This is a genomic window from Bacillus sp. Nf3 (assembly GCF_003028545.1).
Classification (GTDB): Bacteria; Bacillota; Bacilli; order Bacillales; family Bacillaceae; genus Bacillus; species Bacillus safensis.
On record NZ_PYUA01000004.1, the window covers coordinates 110,402 to 126,503 of the forward strand.

The window sequence follows — 16,102 nt, forward strand, 5'->3', positions numbered from 1 at the left end:
TGACAAATAATGACTTATGTTATACTTATATGAGCAGAAACATGGAAGGAGCTTTTATTGAATGGCTAAAGGGATCATGACCTATGATGTCGGCGAACAAGTTGACCTGCATTTATTAATTAAATCATCTACTAAAGGGATTGCAAGTAATGGCAAACCATTTTTAACGCTCATTCTTCAAGATCAAAGTGGAGATATTGAGGCGAAACTATGGGATGCAAAGCAGAATGATGAAATCACCTATGGCCCGCAAACCATCGTGAAGGTAGTAGGCGACATTCATCATTATCGCGGGAGGAATCAGCTGAAGCTTAGGAATATACGCCCTGTTGCTGAAAACGAGCAAATTCGAATTGATGATTTTCTCGAAACAGCTCCTATTCCAAAACACGATATGATGGATACGATTATGCAATATATCTTTGATATGAAAAACCCTAATATTCAGCGTGTTACAAGGCATTTGCTGAAGAAATATGGACAGGAATTTGCTGATTATCCAGCAGCGACAAAAAATCATCACGAATTTGTCTCTGGACTCGCCTACCACGTCGTGTCCATGCTGCATTTAGCAAAATCCATTGTTGACCTATATCCATCACTAGATCCAGATCTTTTATATTCAGGCATCATTCTTCATGATTTAGGGAAAGTAAAAGAGCTTTCAGGTCCAGTCTCTACCACATATACAGTGGAAGGGAATTTAATTGGTCACATTTCCATCATGGTGACAGAAATTGCGAAAGCGGCAGAAGAGCTTAGCATTGATTCAGAAGAAATTCTCATTTTACAGCACTTAGTCCTCAGTCATCATGGAAAAGGAGAGTGGGGCAGCCCGAAACCACCAATGGTGAAAGAGGCTGAAATTCTCCACTATATTGATAATTTAGATGCGAAAATGAACATGATGGATCGTGCGCTTGAGCATGTGAAACCAGGAGAATATACAGAACGTATTTTTGCACTTGAGAATCGTTCGTTTTATAAACCAACCTTCCATCACGAATAATCATGTCAAAACGTCCGTTTATGTGGGCGTTTTTTTCATAACTTGTCTTCTTTTCGCATAAGCATGTAACACAAAGGAAGAGAGGAATGTCCTTAAGAAAAGGAGGCGATGAAAAATGTTGTTTTTTCCGTGGTGGGTGTATGCCTGTATCATCGGCATTATTTTCTGTGCGTATAAATTAATGACAACAGCCAAAGAGGAGCAAGAAATTGATCAATCCTTTATTGAAAAGGAAGGAGAAATTTTTATCGAGCGAATGGAACAGGAAAGAGAGCGCAGACGTCAGGATCAGCAGGTGAAAAGATCACAGGATACTGCGGCACAAGAAGATCATTCGATTGCTTAATCTAGTCATACAAAAACCCCTCTGCACGATGATGGCAGAGGGGTTTTTTGTGATTACTGTTGAGTCTGCTGATTTTGTGCAGGCTGTTCAGATTTTTCTTTGAACGTTTTTTCAAGCTCTTTATCTTTTACTTTCACATCAGCATCTTTTACTAATTTGTTTAAGATGTTTTGGATTTCGTTTGTGTCTGCTTGTTTTTGGTCAAGCAGTTCTTTTTTCAAGTCCGCTTTCATGTCATCATATTTACCGCGTTCTTCGGTCTTTTTAATGATATGGTAGCCGAATTGGGATTTTACTGGCTTGCTGATTTCATTTACTTTTAGTTTAAAAGCAGCCTTACTGAAGTTCTCGTCCATTTGGCCTTCTTTTGCGAACCAGCCTACATCGCCGCCTTGTGCAGCTGAAGCAGTATCAGTTGAATATTCAGAGACAAGGGCATCCCATTTTTCACCTTTATCTAATTTCTTTTCCACTTCGTCAGCTGTTTTCTTATCAGCTACTAAAATGTGGCTTGCGCGGATTTTCCCTTTTAGGTCATCGTAATACGCTTTGACTTCTTTATCAGTGATTTTGATGTTAGCTTTGGCAGCCTTTTGGGTCAGCAGCTCATATTTCACTTGATCTTTGATGTAATCTTTACCGAATTCATCTTGAAGCTGTTTTAAACGATCTTCACCAAGTGACTTTTTATATTCTTCCAATTTCTTATCAATTTCTTTATCGGATACTTTGTATTTGTCAGCAAGAACCTTTTGTTGAACAAGTAGGTTTAGAGCATCTCCACCTGCTTGTTTCTTAAGAGTTGTATAAAGTTCACCTTTTGTGACATCTCCTGATTTTGTTGTTGCGATTACATCTTTATCACCGCTACTGCATGCGCCAAGAGTTAAAACACTTACTGCTGTTACAGCTGCTAAAGCCATTTTTTTCATTCAAAAAACACTCCTAATCTTTCCAATTTATTTATCATTGCTTGTATCATAACATATTGTGACATGCTGTAAAAAGAAATGCAAATGGAAGGGCATTCGTCTAGTCAAAAAATTGCCCGCGACATACACATATAGTGATCACAAAAAGGAGGCTGAATTATATGGGAGCAGGATATTCTAATGGGTTTGCTTTATTGGTCGTGCTATTCATTTTGCTGATCATCGTTGGTGCAGCATATCTTTACTAATTAAATCGCTGTGACAGAAGGGAGCCGTCCTGCCGTGCGTGAGGGCGGTTCTTTTTTCAAACGATGACAGGTGCCTAAACGCTTTTTATTTTTCTGCATACACTGAGCTTAGAACAGAGGAAGAACTGGCAGGAGGTGTTTTTACATGGGAGGAGAAGTCTTTGCTGGCGGTTTTGCACTAGTCGTCGTATTATTCATCTTATTGATCATCATCGGTGCATCTTGGATTTGCTAATTAAAATATACACAAAAAGCTGCCCTCAAATTGGCAGCTTTTGCTTTGATCTTAAATGGAAATGGTAATTTCAACAAATGATGAGATAAGTAAGATCAGTATCGATACATTGATAAAGCGAAACACCTTATCTTGCCGTTCTTCAGGAATCTCTCTGACAAGGCATAATGTATTAGTAAGCCTGTTTATTGAATACACAATAAACGCGGCAAAGACGATGAAGTAAAATAAAACTATCGGAGATCCCCCCTCTCTATGCTATTCCCATACTACATTACCAAATTTTTTATGAAAAAGATAGAAGTTGGCTTTAAAAACCTCATGATGAGGAAGTTTGGTCAACTAAAATATCAAACTCGTCTTGAGCTTGATCGATGATGCAGGATTTAGGTGCTTTAAGCAGCTTCCATGCAAATAAAAAGTCAGGCAAACAATAGCCTGCATGTATACTTGCGATGATGATAAAATAGTGTGCATACATGGGAAACGCCACCCCTAATACAAAGTAAACCGGTGAGATGACACAAAACGGGCTGAGAAGTGAAAAAAGCATCACTTTTTTAGGCACGCGCTGCCAGCAATTTCGTTTCATAAATAGCGTCATTTTTTTCTTATTTTTCATCACTGGGATCAAGTGAACCACACGGTGGACAAGCAATGTCACAAGTAAGAGCACGGCAAAAAGCGGTGCGTTATGGCTGCTTAGCCTCGTTTCAGGATGAGTCAGTTGAAAACATAAAAATGCCATAATGAAAAAAAGGATAGCAAGACTTATGGCAGAAATCATCATTCTCGTATAACCATAATCCTTTTCAAGATTAATGGTCTTCCAACAATTCATTTTTCATCCTTCCAATCTAAAAATCGAATTGAATATCTCAAGATAATTTACTCTTCCTGAGGATAAAAATCAATGGTTTTGATGAAAAAAAATAAAATGCTGCCTTCAAATGGAATAAAGAGAGGAAACTTTGGATTTTTCAAGAAAAAAGAACAGAAGGGGGAGGTTCGTCTCTTTCGTCAATGAGTAATTTCGGCTAAAATAGAAGGACTAAGAGAAAGAGGGAACGTACATGAGTATTGAGGAACGAATGAGCCAGCTTGAATATTATATGGAACTTTTATTGACGGCAACCGATATGAGCCGTTATCCATATTATGCGTTATTGATCAGGCAGCGTGTATCGAAAGAAGAGGCAGAGGAAATTGAGCGTATTTGTGCTGAACTTTCAGAGGAAATGGATAAGCAAAAAGCACAAGGTTACGTCATGTTTGACGATCTCCTCGCGCTTTTTGCGGGACAATTAATTGAAAAGCTGGATGTTCATGAGACCATATTTGCTTTGCATGATCAAGGACTATTTCAGCCGTTAATGAATGAATTTATAAAGATCATTAAACAATTTGATTTGTGTTAGCCGCTTTTTCTGCTGCCTCAGCTGAGTTTTCAAGTTCCTCAGTCTTTTTCGTGACTTTTCCTCGCTCATTCAAAAAGTCCTTCTCAATGTTTGAAAACGATTTCTCAAAAATCTCCATGAAATCCTGACCATAAATGTTTCGGATGATGCACATCATTTCTAAAATCTCAGGGAATTTTCCGTAAATGTCATGAAGCGGCTGTGCGCCTTTGACAATACCAGTTCGTGCCGGGTCAAAATCTTCGAGTAGTTTATGGAATGTCTCTTCGCCTTTTGGCGTTAGCTCAATATACGTATTGCGTTTATCGTTTAACTTTTTAGAAAATTTTAAAAATCCTCGTTCCTCCAGTTTCTTGGAGAAGTTAAACGCCGTTGATACATGCATGACGCCAAACTTTGCAATTTCTGATATTGAAGCTCCTTTTAATTGATACGCAATCCATAAAATATGATGTTCATTGATATTTAGGTTATACGGTTTGATCCACTGCTGCCAGTCCTTTTCAATGGATTTCCAAAGAGCTTTGCTCAATTGGGCCATTCTTTGACTGAATAAAAGTGCTTCTTTTACATCGAAAGGCTGTTCCGAATGATTCATCCATTTCACCTACTTCTCTTTTTCTTGTAATTCTATTATGCCAATAAAATAAAGATTAATAAAGCTGAAAATTCAAGAATTTTTAAAAGTCATGAAAAACATTGACAAAATAACCTTTTTTCAACAAAAAAAGTGCGGGATACGCACCCCGCACACTTTTGTAAACGAATATTTTTTTGTGAGTATATTAGTTTTGTAAGGTTTTCTCCAGTTGTTTGAGCTTTTCCTCAATTTCCTGAATTTCCTTTTGTAAGTCCTGCTGATGAGGTTTGATTTCTTCGCGCCATTGCTGAATCGATGTTTGCAATTCAGATCCGACTTCTTTAATCACCTCTGCGCTTTCTTTTGCTGTTTCCACAATTTGCTCTTTTAAAGCTTGTCCATCTCTTTTTAATTTTGTCAGCGTATCTTCGAATTTGTCATAGCCGTCTTTCACTTTTCCGCGCACATCTCTGCCAGAAGAGGGAGTCGTCAGGAGCACTGCCGCACCTCCGAGGAGACCGCCTACAAATAATCCTGTTAATAAAGAACGTCCACTAGCCATTCAAATCACCTCTAGTCAAATTTTACACATTCGCATGTTCTCTCTGAGCTGACGATCAGCTTCATTGAACTTCCATACATAGCTTGCTTTATTTTAGCATACTTTTGAAGAAAAGGGAGGGGAGAAGGTTGTCTGTCTTTCTGTTCGTTTTTATGTGTATCGTCATCGTTTTTACAGGTGGTTCTATTCATTATGCAAGACAGCTTGGGTATGCAGGGTCTTATCCGCCAAAACATGTCTTAAAACAAAAAGCACTTGTGTGTGCGGCAGGTGCAGGGATTTCGCTCCTCATTTTGCTGCTGACCCTTTTTCTTTTATAAAAGCATGAAAAAAACCTCTTCATCTATCATGAAGAGGTTCGGTTATTCGTTAAGCAACTTCTATCATTCTTGCACGTCTCAAAATGGACTGAGCAATTGGGAAGACAAATACCATAGCGATGGTATTAATCACAGCTGCTGGCAGGACGACGCCCACAAGAAGTGCCGGTAATGCAGCTGGCAGTCCAGTGATCAGTAAAGCGGCAGATAAGAAAATCACGCCGGATACGATGGTTCCAATCGCAGTTAACACAGCGGTCAGCACCACTTTGTTCTTTATCTTCGAGCAAGATAAGAAAAGGGCTAGGAAGATAAAGGCTGTCACTGGCTTATCAATCATATTCGGAATTTGTCCGCCTGGGAATCCCGTTGTTAATGCAGAAATGACTCCAGTCACTAGCGCAATCACGACGACATGCTGAACCTTTGGGAAAAGGATGATGCTTAAAAACATCATGACCAGCATCATATCAGGTTTCATTCCGAAAAAGATGGGCGGGAAAATCGTATGCAAAACAGCTCCCATTGCTGCAAGCAATGACATAATCACTAATTCTTTTGTTTTCATTTCTATGCTCTCCTCTGCTAAGCTCTTATAGGACTCTCCAATAATATGGCTCATCATTTATTGCAAGAGTCATGACTTTATATTTCTCGTTATTATAACAAATTTATTTCCCTATAGAAAAGCCTTTTTACTCATTTTCTTGCTGGAACTTTTTCATAAAGTCCGCAAGCTTTTGGCAGTCTTCAATTGAGACCGCATTGTAAATAGATGCTCTGCATCCACCGACAGAACGGTGGCCGGCAAGTCCAACCATTTGCTCTTGCTTTGCTTTTTCCACAAAGGAAGAAGTAAGTGCATCATCGCGAAGAGTAAAGGTGACATTCATATGCGAACGGCTGTCAGCACGCGCATGTCCTTGATAAAAACCGCCGCTTTGATCAATTGTATCGTAGAGAATGCCTGCTTTTTGTTCATTGCGTTTTTCCGCTGCTTCTACACCGCCAGCTTGTTTAACATGCTCAAGGACAAGCGACAGCATATAAATCGCAAAAGTCGGTGGTGTGTGATAAAGAGAGTTAGCTTTTGCGTGTGTTGAATATTTTAATATTTTTGGCGTACTGCTTTTCTCTTTCTCTAATAAACGTTTACGTGCGATCACAATCGTGATGCCAGAAGGCCCTAGGTTTTTTTGTGCCCCGGCATAAATGAGATCAAATGAAGAAACGTCTATTTTTTTGCTGAGAATATCACTGGACATATCCGCAATGAGCGGCAATGACGTTTGTGGGAACGTTTTCCACTGTGTGCCAAAGATCGTATTGTTTGATGTGATGTGTAAGTAAGCGCCATCTGTTAAACCGGAAGCATCTACTTCTGGAATATACGAGTAGTTGTCATCTTCACTTGAAGCAAAGACAGATGTCTGACCAAACCCTTTTGCTTCTGACAAGGCTTTTTCTGACCAAGCGCCTGTTTGAATGAAATGAGCTGTTTCGCCTTCATGTAAGAAATTCATAGGAATCATCGCAAATTGAAGACTAGCTCCGCCTTGTAAAAAGAGGATTTCATAATCTTCAGGAATGTCCATCAGTTCCACCAAAAGCGCTTTTGCTTTATTGTGGACTTCTTCATATTCACCGCTGCGATGAGAAAGCTCCATCACAGACATCCCAGTTTGTTTAAAATCAACAAGTTCTTCCTGTGCTTTTTGAAGCACTTCTAGCGGCAGTGCCGCCGGACCAGCATTAAAATTTGTCGTTCGCTTCATCACAATCTCTCCCTATTTCTCGCGTTAATGGATCAAAAGATAAAACCATCCTATCACAAATTTGAAGCATTTGGACAAAAAATTTGAATCGTTCAAAATATCTTACTATTAAGAGATGAAAGCGATGAAAAGGGGCAAAAATAAGAAAAACCTCATCTGTTAAGATGAGGTACAGATTGTTGACAAAGGGCTAAAATGATCTTTATTTTAGCCCTTTGTCTTCTTTTCAGCGTGATAGAAAACCTTTGCAGCCCTAGGAAGGATGAGCACCGGAACGGAGCGAATTTGACATTCGTGAGTACCGGCGCGCAGACCTGACACCGAATGCGAGGGTTTGTCTACATGCTGAACCTCATCTGTTAAGATGAGGTAAGCCGCGTGTGGATGGCAGAAGAAATGTCTTTTAAATCCTCTGACGTGTATTGATCTTGATGTGATTTCCATACGGCACCAAAGCCATCACCTTTGCCGTAGCGCGGAATGATGTGCATATGGTAATGGAACACCGATTGTCCGGCTTTTTCACCGTTGTTGTTCAGGAGGTTTAACCCGATTGGTTCAAATTCCTGTTTGATCGCCCTTGCAATTTTTGGAATCGCTTGGAAGTAGTGGTTAGACACTTCTGGTGTCATCTCATAGATATTTTCTTTATGTATTTTCGGGATTACAAGGGTATGTCCTTTTGTTACTTGGCTGATATCAAGAAAAGCCAATACATGCTCGTCTTCATATACTTTTGCACATGGAATGTCTCCATCAATGATCTTGCAAAAAATGCAGTCGCTCACGCCATGTCACTCCTCATTATTTTTCCTTTATCGTATCACAAAAAGAAGCAAAAAAGAAAACAGGACAAGCGTACTCCTTTGGTCGCTCATCCTGCTCCTGCAGAAGAAATGCTGATGCTTTCATTCGATATGCCTTTTGAATTCTCTATTTACTAAAATAAAGAATTCATATGCCTGCTATTTCTGCCGTAAACACCTCATTTGACGTTTTGGTTTGTCGTATACATATTGTATAGGACACAAAAATCAAGAATCAGTGAAGCAAAACAGAAGCTAAGGTTTTTAGATGAAAAACCAACTTGTCATGCGGTTCTTTGCCTTTAACAAACACCTCATTTACTTATTGGTCATCAAGTTCATTTCTTCTACATACATTATGATGACCATAGCGCCTATTTTTTATTCATGACTCGTCTATAGGTAAACATTTCAAATTATCATTCGTTTTTGTTACTATAAAGGAAAAAAGAAAGAAAGGAACGAATTCATGTCCCTTCTCACTGTAAAAGATGTAACGGGTGGATATACGAAGAATCCCGTTCTAAAAAATATTTCATTTGAATTAGAAAGAAATCAAATTGTTGGTCTCATTGGCTTAAACGGGGCGGGAAAAAGTACAACCATCCGCCATATTATCGGGCTTATGAAACCGCATAAAGGTGTCATTGAATTGAATGGACGAACCCTTCAAGACGACCAAGAGGCGTATCGTTCACAATTTACATTTATTCCTGAGACACCTGTTTTATATGAAGAATTAACGTTAAAAGAGCATTTAGAGCTGACAGCGATGGCTTACGGTCTATCAAAGGAACAATTAGACGAACGGCTGCCGTCGTTGCTGAAAGAATTTCGAATGGAGAAACGGCTGAAATGGTTCCCTGCTCATTTTTCAAAAGGAATGAAGCAGAAGGTCATGATTATGTGTGCATTCCTTGTGGAACCAGAGCTGTATATCATCGATGAACCGTTCTTAGGGCTTGATCCTCTTGCGATCAATGCACTGCTTGAACGGATGAATGCTGCGAAGAAAAGCGGTGCTAGTGTCCTGATGTCAACGCATATTTTAGCGACAGCTGAGCGCTATTGTGATTCCTTTATTATTTTGCACGAAGGGGAAATCAGAGCGAAAGGAACACTGGCAGAGCTGAGAGAACAGTTCAATATGAGAGATGCGACACTCGATGATCTTTATCTGGAATTAACAAAGGAAGAAAACTATGAGTAAAACAACGCTTACTATTTGGAAATCAAGATTAGAGGAACACATACAAGAAACAAGAAAATACTTAAAATACATGTTCAACGATCATCTTGTCATTGTGCTCATTTTTTTCCTTGCAGGCGGAGCAAGCTGGTACAGCAGCTGGCTCAAACAGATTCCGGCTCACTTCCCATCCTACTGGGTGATGGCAGTTGTTTTCTCGTTAGTACTTACAAGCTCATACGTACGTACGTTAATTAAAGAAGCCGATCTCGTGTTTTTACTTCCTTTAGAAGGGAAGATGGAGCCTTACTTAAAACAAGCTTTTAACTTTAGCTTCATTTCTCAGCTTTTTCCTCTCATTGCTGTATCCATTGTCGCACTTCCGCTTTATTCGGCAGTGTCTTCAGGAGGCATCACGGGGTATGTGCTGATACTGGCGCAAATGATCTTGATAAAGGGCCTGAATACAGCCATTCAATGGAGAATGACTTATTTTCAAGGAAAACACGTGAGATGGCTCGATGCAGCCCTTCGTTTTCTATTAAATCTGATGTTGATCTATACCGTCTTACAGGCAGCCTATGTGATTGCAATCGTTTTTTATCTTATCTACGGTGTCTATCTCGTCTACTTAACAAATGCAGTGAAAAAACAGCCTTTTCAATGGGAAATGCATATTTCTGATGAATTAAAACGGAAGCAGCGCTTTTATCGTTTGGCAAACTTATTTACCGATGTGCCTCACTTAAAGAAACAGGTGAAAAGAAGAGCATACATGGACTGGATGTTGAAGTTTGTTCCTTACGATCAGCGTAAAACTTTTTCTTATATGTATGTGAGGGCGTTTGTACGCTCAAATGACTATTTTGGTCTGGTGTTTAGATTAACGGCCGTGTTTGTCCTGATTATTTTGTATACAGGTGCAGCAGGCTGGGTGGGTGCGCTACTTGTCTTGTTCACAGTATTTATCACAGGTGTACAGCTTGTGCCATTAACGAAGCACTTTGCTCATCTTTCATTACAGGCACTTTATCCAGTTTCTCAAAAAGAAAAGGATCGAAGCTTTTTTGTTCTCGTCCGTAATGTGCTCATCATCCAATCGATATTGCTGAGCTGTGCGGTACTTCCAGCAGGAGGCTGGCAGGGAAGCGGACTTGCCTTTGTCATTTCTTTAGCATTTGTGCTTGTCCTCTTTAAGCCTTACGTACAAAGCAGGTTAAAAAAGATGAGATAAGTAGAGGTATGTTTTTTACAACGCGCGTATGATGACATCTAGGAGGGGACCGGATGAATGCAGCTGAACGGGAGTTGTATGAAGAAGCCATTCTTTTTCAAACACGTTTTTTAAGAAAACCTTCAAAGATCGAACGGTTTTCAAAAGGAGTTCAGCAGCAGGTGAACCGCCGAATTCCTGCCAGGTTTCATCAAGTCATCACAAGTGCGGTCAAAACAATGGTTGAATCCACCGTATCAGGTTCACACTTCACTTCATTTTCAGTGATTGATGAACAATTATCTCTTGTAGAACGAAATGAACTGGCAAAGGATAATGTGAAGTATTACCAAAAGGCGGCTGCCGTCGAAGGGATTGGAACAGGTGCAGGCGGTTTATTCCTCGGAATGGCAGACTTTCCGCTGCTGCTGAGCATAAAGATGAAATGCCTTTATGAGCTGGCGTGTATTTACGGCTTTGATTTATCTCAAAAGGAAGAAAGACTCTTTTTGCTCTGTATATTTCAACTCGCTTTTTCCAGCAGTGCACATCGTCAAAAAATGATGAAGATCATAGATGATTGGGAAACGAGCCGAGAGGAAATGGATTGGTACAGCTTTCAGCAGGAGTATCGAGATTACATTGATCTTGTGAAGCTGTTTCAATTAATGCCGGTCGTCGGAGCCGCTGTTGGCGGCGTGGCAAATCATCAGCTGACAGGACAGCTCGGAGAGGTCGCACGCCATGTATTTCACTTGCGAATATTGAAAGATATGAATTAGAAAAGCCGCTGAGGACAGCGGCTTCAGATTGTTGACAAAGGGCTAAAATGATCTTTATTTTAGCCCTTTGTCTTCTTTTCAGCACAGCGTGATAGAAAACCTTTGCAGTCTAGGAAGGACGAGCAGCGGAGCGAAGCGAATTTGACATTCGTGAGCACCGGAGCGCAGACCTGACACCGAATGCGAGGGTTTGTCTACACGCTGAAACCGCTGAGGACAGCGGCTTTTTTTATTCATTGTAGGAAAGAACGGCGTTAGCGAGTACCTTTGCTGCGACAGGCATTGCTTTTTCATTGATATCGAACTTTGGATGATGATGTGGATACACGTCCTGGCTGTTTTCCGGCATGGCGCCTGTGTAGAAGAAGGTGCCAGGGACATGCTGTAGGTAGTAAGCAAAGTCTTCTCCGCCCATTTGGGTTTCCGCTTCTTTTACTTCTGTAACTCCTTCTGTCTGGTTAGCGATGTCAGCAATATATTCAGTCGGCTTCGGGTGGTTTTTGACAGCTGGATATCCTCTCACATATTCATATGTGTAGGAAGCATCATGCATCTGACACACCCCTTTTACCACCTGTTCAATTTCTCGTTCGATGATATGCCGTGCACTTTCTTCAAAGGATCGTGCAGTACCAGTTAAAACAGCTGAATCTGCAATGACGTTAAAGGCATTCTCTGCGACAAAACCTCCAACAGACACTACAGCAGAATCAACTGGATTGACTTTACGGGCAACGACTTGCTGCAGGTTTGCGACGATTTGTGAACCGATGAGTACGGCATCTTTTGTTAAATGAGGCTGGGCACCGTGCCCGCCTTTCCCTTGGACTTGAATAGAGAAACGATCGGCAGCTGCCATAAAGTTCCCGCTTTTATAAAGAATCGTGCCACAAGGCTCTGAAGACCAAAGGTGCGTACCAAATATCACATCGACACCGTCTAAACAGCCGTCTTCAATCATTGGTTTTGCGCCGCCGGGAGCATATTCTTCCGCATGCTGATGAATGAGGACGATCTTTCCTTTTAATTGGTCACGATGTGTATGCAAAACTTTTGCTAATACAAGAAGTGTCGCAGTATGCCCATCGTGACCGCACGCATGCATCACTCCAGGTTTTGTTGATTTGTAAGGTACATCTTTTTCATCGTGGATGGGAAGTGCATCAAAATCAGCTCTGAGGGCAATGGTTGGCCCCGGAGAAGCTCCTTCGATAAAAGCGAGTACGCCATGACCGCCCACCTGAGTACGCGTAGGGATTTGTAATGTATCATAATAGCTGGCGATGAAAGCGGCTGTTTCTTCTTCCTGAAAAGAAAGTTCAGGATTCATATGGAGATGGCGTCTAATTTCAACCATTTCCTCATAATGTTCATCAAGACGTTCATTGATGCTTTTCTGTAAAGTGGATATTGTCATTGAATCGAAAACCTCCTTCATGCTCTTTTACTGATTGTATGGTAATTGTTAGAATCTTTCAACAGAAGAGGATTTCGTGGTCAGTATCAAAAGGTCATTTTGCATAAAAGTCGAAGTTGATATGAAGCAGGGAAAGGGAGGAGTAGCGTTGGGAAGCTGTCCAAATTGTTCAAAAACATTTTCTTTCGTCGAAAAGTTTCATTTATCACATACGAAAATGATGATGTGTCCAAGCTGCCGGCATCAAATCAAAGAAACGTTTATCTCAAAAATGAGTTTTTTCATGATCTGTTTGATTCCGCTATTGGTGCTGCTCGTTCAATTGAAAGGTGCTTCACCTATGTTGAAATGGCCGATCTTATTAGGTTGGATATTGCTGAATTTCTATGTGCTTCAGCCGATCATTCATCGGTACGAGCTGAAATCAAGCTCATAAAATGAAGAGCCCAGCGACTGGGCTTTTTTTCATGAAAAAAAGAAGTGCTGAGAGCAGCACTTCCTTAATTGTCTGTGACGGCATGGTAGGATGTGAGGTAAGCTGGACGAGAGAAAATGGAGCCTGTATCCTCGTGTGGCTGAAAGAATGCTTCTGATTCTTGAAAGTCTTGAAATAAGTCCTCTGATTCCCAAAGTGTCAAAATCAAATAAACTTCTTCATCTTTTTGAGGTCTTAAAACGCGAATAGCCTGGAAGCCGCGCTGATGTTCTGAGATGTTCGTCTTTTTCTGAAAGGTGGATTCAAAGAGTGCTCTGCTTTCAAGCTTAACAGGGATATGATTCAAGGTGACAAAACCAGATTGGACAAGCTCGCCTTTCGCATAAATCACATCATAGGCATGAGGGGCTTTAAATACAGTCTCACCCTCCGTTTCATGAAAAAGAGCTGCTTGTTCTTTTCCGACCATATAAAGCAGATTTTCCAGATGGTGTTTTTTTGCGATTTTATGCAAAAAATCTGCTGTTCCATATGTAATATAGAAATTCATCTAAACCGCCTCCTGCTTGATAGTATAACAAAAGAATGATATATAATTCTTTGGCAGTCAATCCATAAAACATATTATGAAGCAATACATCCCATACTATCCGTATAAAGGAATGAGGTGACCTAATTTGAAGAAAAAGAAGATAATCATTCCATTAGTCATTGCAGGAAGTACAATCGTACTCTCATTTATTGGCTATCTGACGATTTTATTTTTAGGACATTATGTCATAGATGAAAAGAAGCTTGTTTTTCATGCTTCCTCCAAAATCATTGATCAGAATGGAAAAGAACTCACAAGCATGTATTCAGAAAATCGGGACCCTGTGTCGTTAAAAGAGGTGCCTGATAAAGTAGCAAAAGCCTTTGTGGCTGTCGAGGACAAGCGTTTTTATGAGCATCACGGAATTGATGCACAGTCTATTTCAAGGGCGATTTATCGAGATATATTAGCAGGAGGGAAGGTAGAGGGCGGCAGTACAATTACTCAGCAGCTCGCAAAAAATATTTTTCTCACAAATGACAAAACCTTTCTTCGAAAAACGAAAGAAGTCATTATTGCCATTAATTTAGAAAGAGATTATTCCAAGGATAAGCTACTTGAGATGTATTTGAATCAGCTTTACTTCGGCCATGGTGTTTATGGTATTCAGGCAGCAGCCAATTATTACTTTAGTAAGGATGTCAAAGATTTAACGGTCAGCGAAGGTGCTACACTCGCTGCGATGCCAAAGGCACCATCTTCTTACTCGCCTGTTCTACACCCTGATAAAAATAAACAAAGGCGGGACACCATCCTGAATTTAATGAACGAACAAGGATATTTGTCTTCAACAGAAACGGTAGAAGCAAAAGGGAGAACACTAGGCATTCATTTAAAAAAGAAATCAGAAACACCTTGGGTGGACAGCTATGTTGATCTCATCATTAAAGAAGCAGAATCAGAGTATGCCATTTCACATGAACAATTGCTTCAAGGCGGCTATACCATTAAAGTACCGATCGATATGAATCTGCAAAAAACTGCATATGATGCGATGAAGAACAACCGTTATTTCCCGGGAAAAAGCGGTTCTCCGGAAGGCAGCGCCGTATTTATTGATAACGAGTCTGGTGGAGTGAAAGCAGCCATTGGAGGACGAGAATATCAGGCGAGAGGCTATAACAGGGTGACAGCTGTTAGGCAGCCGGGATCTGTTTTTAAGCCGATCGCGGTCTACGGTCCGGCAATGCAGGAGAAAAAATTCAGACCTTATTCACTGCTTGAAGACAAAGAAAAAAGCTATGACGGCTACTCACCTAAGAATTACGATGGGCAGTATGAAGGCCGGGTCACAATGATGGAAGCTCTCATGAAAAGTAAAAATACCGCTGCTGTGTGGACGTTAAGCCAGCTGGGCATTGATACGTCGAAGTCATATCTCGAGAAAATGGGGATAGATATCTCTGATAAAGGCTTAGCTATTGCGCTTGGCGGTTTAGAAAAAGGAGTTTCTCCATTACAGATCGCTGGAGCCTTCCATACATTTGCCAATGAAGGCGTATATAAAAAACCCTTCTTTATTCAGAAGATCACCAATGATGAAGGAGAAACTGTAGAAAAGAATCGTGGTAAGCAAGAACGAGTGTTTAGCGTGCAGAATGCATGGAACATGACAAGAATGCTTCAGCAAGTTGTCAAAGGCGGGACAGCCCAGAGCGGTTCATACGCTGGAGATTTAGCTGGTAAAACAGGAACGACCACATATTCGGGTGTGAAAGGTGCAACAAAGGATGCTTGGTTTGCCGGTTATACGCCTAGTACAACGGGTGCGATTTGGATGGGGTATGACAAAACCGATAACAGCCACTATTTAACTGGGGGCAGTCAATACCCAGTGCAGCTGTTTAAAGATATTTTAACAGCAGCTCAAATCACCAATGAAACGTTTGAAAAACCAGAGGGAATAAAAGAGCTTCAATCTCCTATCCATTTAGAGGGAGTATCAGGATTTGAAGCCCGCTATGCGTTTAAAATCAAAGGCTTGTTTACATTAGAGCTGTCTTGGGACAAGCAGGAGGATAAACGCGTTGAATACCGCATCTATGAAAAGAGAAATGGAAGCGAAACGCTGATCGACACAGTAACAGGCGTGGGCAGTTATACAATGCCGTATGCCAATGTATTTTCAAACGCAGAGTATAAAGTTGTTCCATATAATACCCAAACACAAGAAGAAGGCGAAGGCAGTGCGTATGTCAAGCCAGAGTCTTTTGGACGTTAATATTCGGCGATTTTTTGAACA

The 16,102-nt window shown here is 40.6% G+C and carries 21 protein-coding genes; 11 read left to right on the forward strand and 10 right to left on the reverse strand.

All coding sequences use genetic code 11. The annotated features are described in order from the left end of the window. The first annotated feature begins 61 nt into the window (after window positions 1-61). Together yhaM and C9414_RS13450 are read left to right on the forward strand one after the other, a co-directional pair. Window positions 62-1,009, forward strand: a complete 948-nt coding sequence (gene yhaM / locus C9414_RS13445; RefSeq protein WP_107163825.1) for a 3'-5' exoribonuclease YhaM — start codon at window positions 62-64, stop codon at window positions 1,007-1,009. A gap of 115 nt (window positions 1,010-1,124) precedes the next feature. Further along, window positions 1,125-1,355 carry a sporulation YhaL family protein gene (locus tag C9414_RS13450; protein WP_039183045.1) on the forward strand — a complete coding sequence of 77 codons (231 nt, stop codon included), beginning with the start codon at window positions 1,125-1,127 and terminating at the stop codon, window positions 1,353-1,355. 53 nt (window positions 1,356-1,408) lie between these two features. Here C9414_RS13450 and C9414_RS13455 read toward each other — a convergent pair whose 3' ends face one another. Then, window positions 1,409-2,287, reverse strand: a complete 879-nt coding sequence (locus C9414_RS13455; protein ID WP_047202904.1) for a peptidylprolyl isomerase — start codon at window positions 2,285-2,287, stop codon at window positions 1,409-1,411. Window positions 2,288-2,448: 161 nt separating this feature from the next. On the opposite strand from C9414_RS13455, the gene C9414_RS13460 reads away from it, so the two are divergent. Both C9414_RS13460 and C9414_RS13465 read left to right on the forward strand, forming a co-directional pair. After that, entirely contained in the window at window positions 2,449-2,535 is an 87-nt protein-coding gene (locus tag C9414_RS13460) for a YjcZ family sporulation protein (protein WP_008361129.1), read from the forward strand. Between the two features lie 145 nt (window positions 2,536-2,680). Beyond that, complete coding sequence (locus C9414_RS13465; protein ID WP_017360317.1) at window positions 2,681-2,770, forward strand: YjcZ family sporulation protein; 90 nt, start codon at window positions 2,681-2,683, stop codon at window positions 2,768-2,770. A gap of 51 nt (window positions 2,771-2,821) precedes the next feature. Here the strand turns inward: C9414_RS13465 and C9414_RS20545 are convergent, their stop codons facing one another. Next, window positions 2,822-3,007, reverse strand: coding sequence for a hypothetical protein (locus C9414_RS20545; RefSeq protein WP_072368131.1), 186 nt, complete (start codon window positions 3,005-3,007; stop codon window positions 2,822-2,824). A gap of 82 nt (window positions 3,008-3,089) precedes the next feature. Then, window positions 3,090-3,611, reverse strand: coding sequence for a DUF3267 domain-containing protein (locus tag C9414_RS13475; protein ID WP_039177576.1), 522 nt, complete (start codon window positions 3,609-3,611; stop codon window positions 3,090-3,092). A 232-nt stretch (window positions 3,612-3,843) separates the two neighbouring features. Here C9414_RS13475 and C9414_RS13480 point away from each other — a divergent pair, with 232 nt between their 5' ends. Next, complete coding sequence (locus C9414_RS13480) at window positions 3,844-4,188, forward strand: YhaI family protein (protein WP_058838794.1); 345 nt, start codon at window positions 3,844-3,846, stop codon at window positions 4,186-4,188. Here C9414_RS13480 and C9414_RS13485 read toward each other — a convergent pair. Together C9414_RS13485 and C9414_RS13490 are read right to left on the reverse strand one after the other, a co-directional pair. Then, window positions 4,166-4,786 (reverse strand): HTH-type transcriptional regulator Hpr, encoded by a 621-nt coding sequence (locus C9414_RS13485; RefSeq protein ID WP_039177583.1) that lies wholly within the window; start codon window positions 4,784-4,786, stop codon window positions 4,166-4,168. The two genes, C9414_RS13480 and C9414_RS13485, sit on opposite strands and share 23 nt — an antisense overlap. Window positions 4,787-4,973: 187 nt before the next feature. Continuing rightward, entirely contained in the window at window positions 4,974-5,330 is a 357-nt protein-coding gene (locus C9414_RS13490) for a YtxH domain-containing protein (protein WP_024425453.1), read from the reverse strand. 128 nt (window positions 5,331-5,458) lie between these two features. On the opposite strand from C9414_RS13490, the gene yhzF reads away from it, so the two are divergent. Beyond that, a complete protein-coding gene (gene yhzF, locus C9414_RS13495; RefSeq protein ID WP_024425454.1) occupies window positions 5,459-5,650 on the forward strand; it encodes a membrane protein YhzF in 192 nt (63 codons plus the stop codon). A gap of 49 nt (window positions 5,651-5,699) precedes the next feature. Here the strand turns inward: yhzF and C9414_RS13500 are convergent, their stop codons facing one another. The 3 genes from C9414_RS13500 to C9414_RS13510 all read right to left on the reverse strand — a co-directional run bounded on the left by C9414_RS13500 (window position 5,700) and on the right by C9414_RS13510 (window position 8,213). Beyond that, window positions 5,700-6,218, reverse strand: coding sequence for a tryptophan transporter (locus C9414_RS13500; RefSeq protein ID WP_039177586.1), 519 nt, complete (start codon window positions 6,216-6,218; stop codon window positions 5,700-5,702). A gap of 127 nt (window positions 6,219-6,345) precedes the next feature. After that, window positions 6,346-7,425: a 3-phosphoserine/phosphohydroxythreonine transaminase gene (serC, locus tag C9414_RS13505; RefSeq protein ID WP_107163826.1), complete on the reverse strand. Its 1,080-nt coding sequence runs from the start codon at window positions 7,423-7,425 to the stop codon at window positions 6,346-6,348. Between the two features lie 359 nt (window positions 7,426-7,784). After that, complete coding sequence (locus C9414_RS13510; protein WP_024425457.1) at window positions 7,785-8,213, reverse strand: HIT family protein; 429 nt, start codon at window positions 8,211-8,213, stop codon at window positions 7,785-7,787. A gap of 487 nt (window positions 8,214-8,700) precedes the next feature. Here C9414_RS13510 and C9414_RS13515 point away from each other — a divergent pair, with 487 nt between their 5' ends. Genes C9414_RS13515 through C9414_RS13525 form a run of 3 tightly spaced genes read left to right on the forward strand, consistent with a single transcriptional unit; the run spans window position 8,701 to window position 11,415 of the window. Further along, complete coding sequence (locus C9414_RS13515; protein ID WP_047202605.1) at window positions 8,701-9,441, forward strand: ABC transporter ATP-binding protein; 741 nt, start codon at window positions 8,701-8,703, stop codon at window positions 9,439-9,441. Beyond that, a complete protein-coding gene (locus tag C9414_RS13520) occupies window positions 9,434-10,654 on the forward strand; it encodes an ABC transporter permease (RefSeq protein WP_107163827.1) in 1,221 nt (406 codons plus the stop codon). Before C9414_RS13515 ends, C9414_RS13520 begins: the two co-directional genes overlap by 8 nt. A gap of 53 nt (window positions 10,655-10,707) precedes the next feature. Further along, window positions 10,708-11,415: an EcsC family protein gene (locus C9414_RS13525; RefSeq protein WP_107163828.1), complete on the forward strand. Its 708-nt coding sequence runs from the start codon at window positions 10,708-10,710 to the stop codon at window positions 11,413-11,415. Between the two features lie 229 nt (window positions 11,416-11,644). On the opposite strand, the gene C9414_RS13535 is transcribed toward C9414_RS13525, so the two are convergent. Next, window positions 11,645-12,832, reverse strand: coding sequence for a M20 family metallopeptidase (locus C9414_RS13535; RefSeq protein ID WP_047202373.1), 1,188 nt, complete (start codon window positions 12,830-12,832; stop codon window positions 11,645-11,647). A gap of 283 nt (window positions 12,833-13,115) precedes the next feature. Here C9414_RS13535 and C9414_RS20550 point away from each other — a divergent pair, with 283 nt between their 5' ends. Next, window positions 13,116-13,268: a hypothetical protein gene (locus C9414_RS20550; RefSeq protein ID WP_224927902.1), complete on the forward strand. Its 153-nt coding sequence runs from the start codon at window positions 13,116-13,118 to the stop codon at window positions 13,266-13,268. A gap of 64 nt (window positions 13,269-13,332) precedes the next feature. Here C9414_RS20550 and C9414_RS13545 read toward each other — a convergent pair whose 3' ends face one another. Then, the gene (locus tag C9414_RS13545) at window positions 13,333-13,818 is read right to left on the reverse strand and encodes an antibiotic biosynthesis monooxygenase family protein (protein ID WP_024425462.1); all 486 of its coding nucleotides are present in this window, start codon (window positions 13,816-13,818) and stop codon (window positions 13,333-13,335) included. Between the two features lie 127 nt (window positions 13,819-13,945). Between C9414_RS13545 and C9414_RS13550 the strand changes: the two genes are divergently transcribed. Continuing rightward, a complete protein-coding gene (locus tag C9414_RS13550) occupies window positions 13,946-16,081 on the forward strand; it encodes a transglycosylase domain-containing protein (RefSeq protein WP_107163829.1) in 2,136 nt (711 codons plus the stop codon). Window positions 16,082-16,102 lie beyond the last annotated feature (21 nt).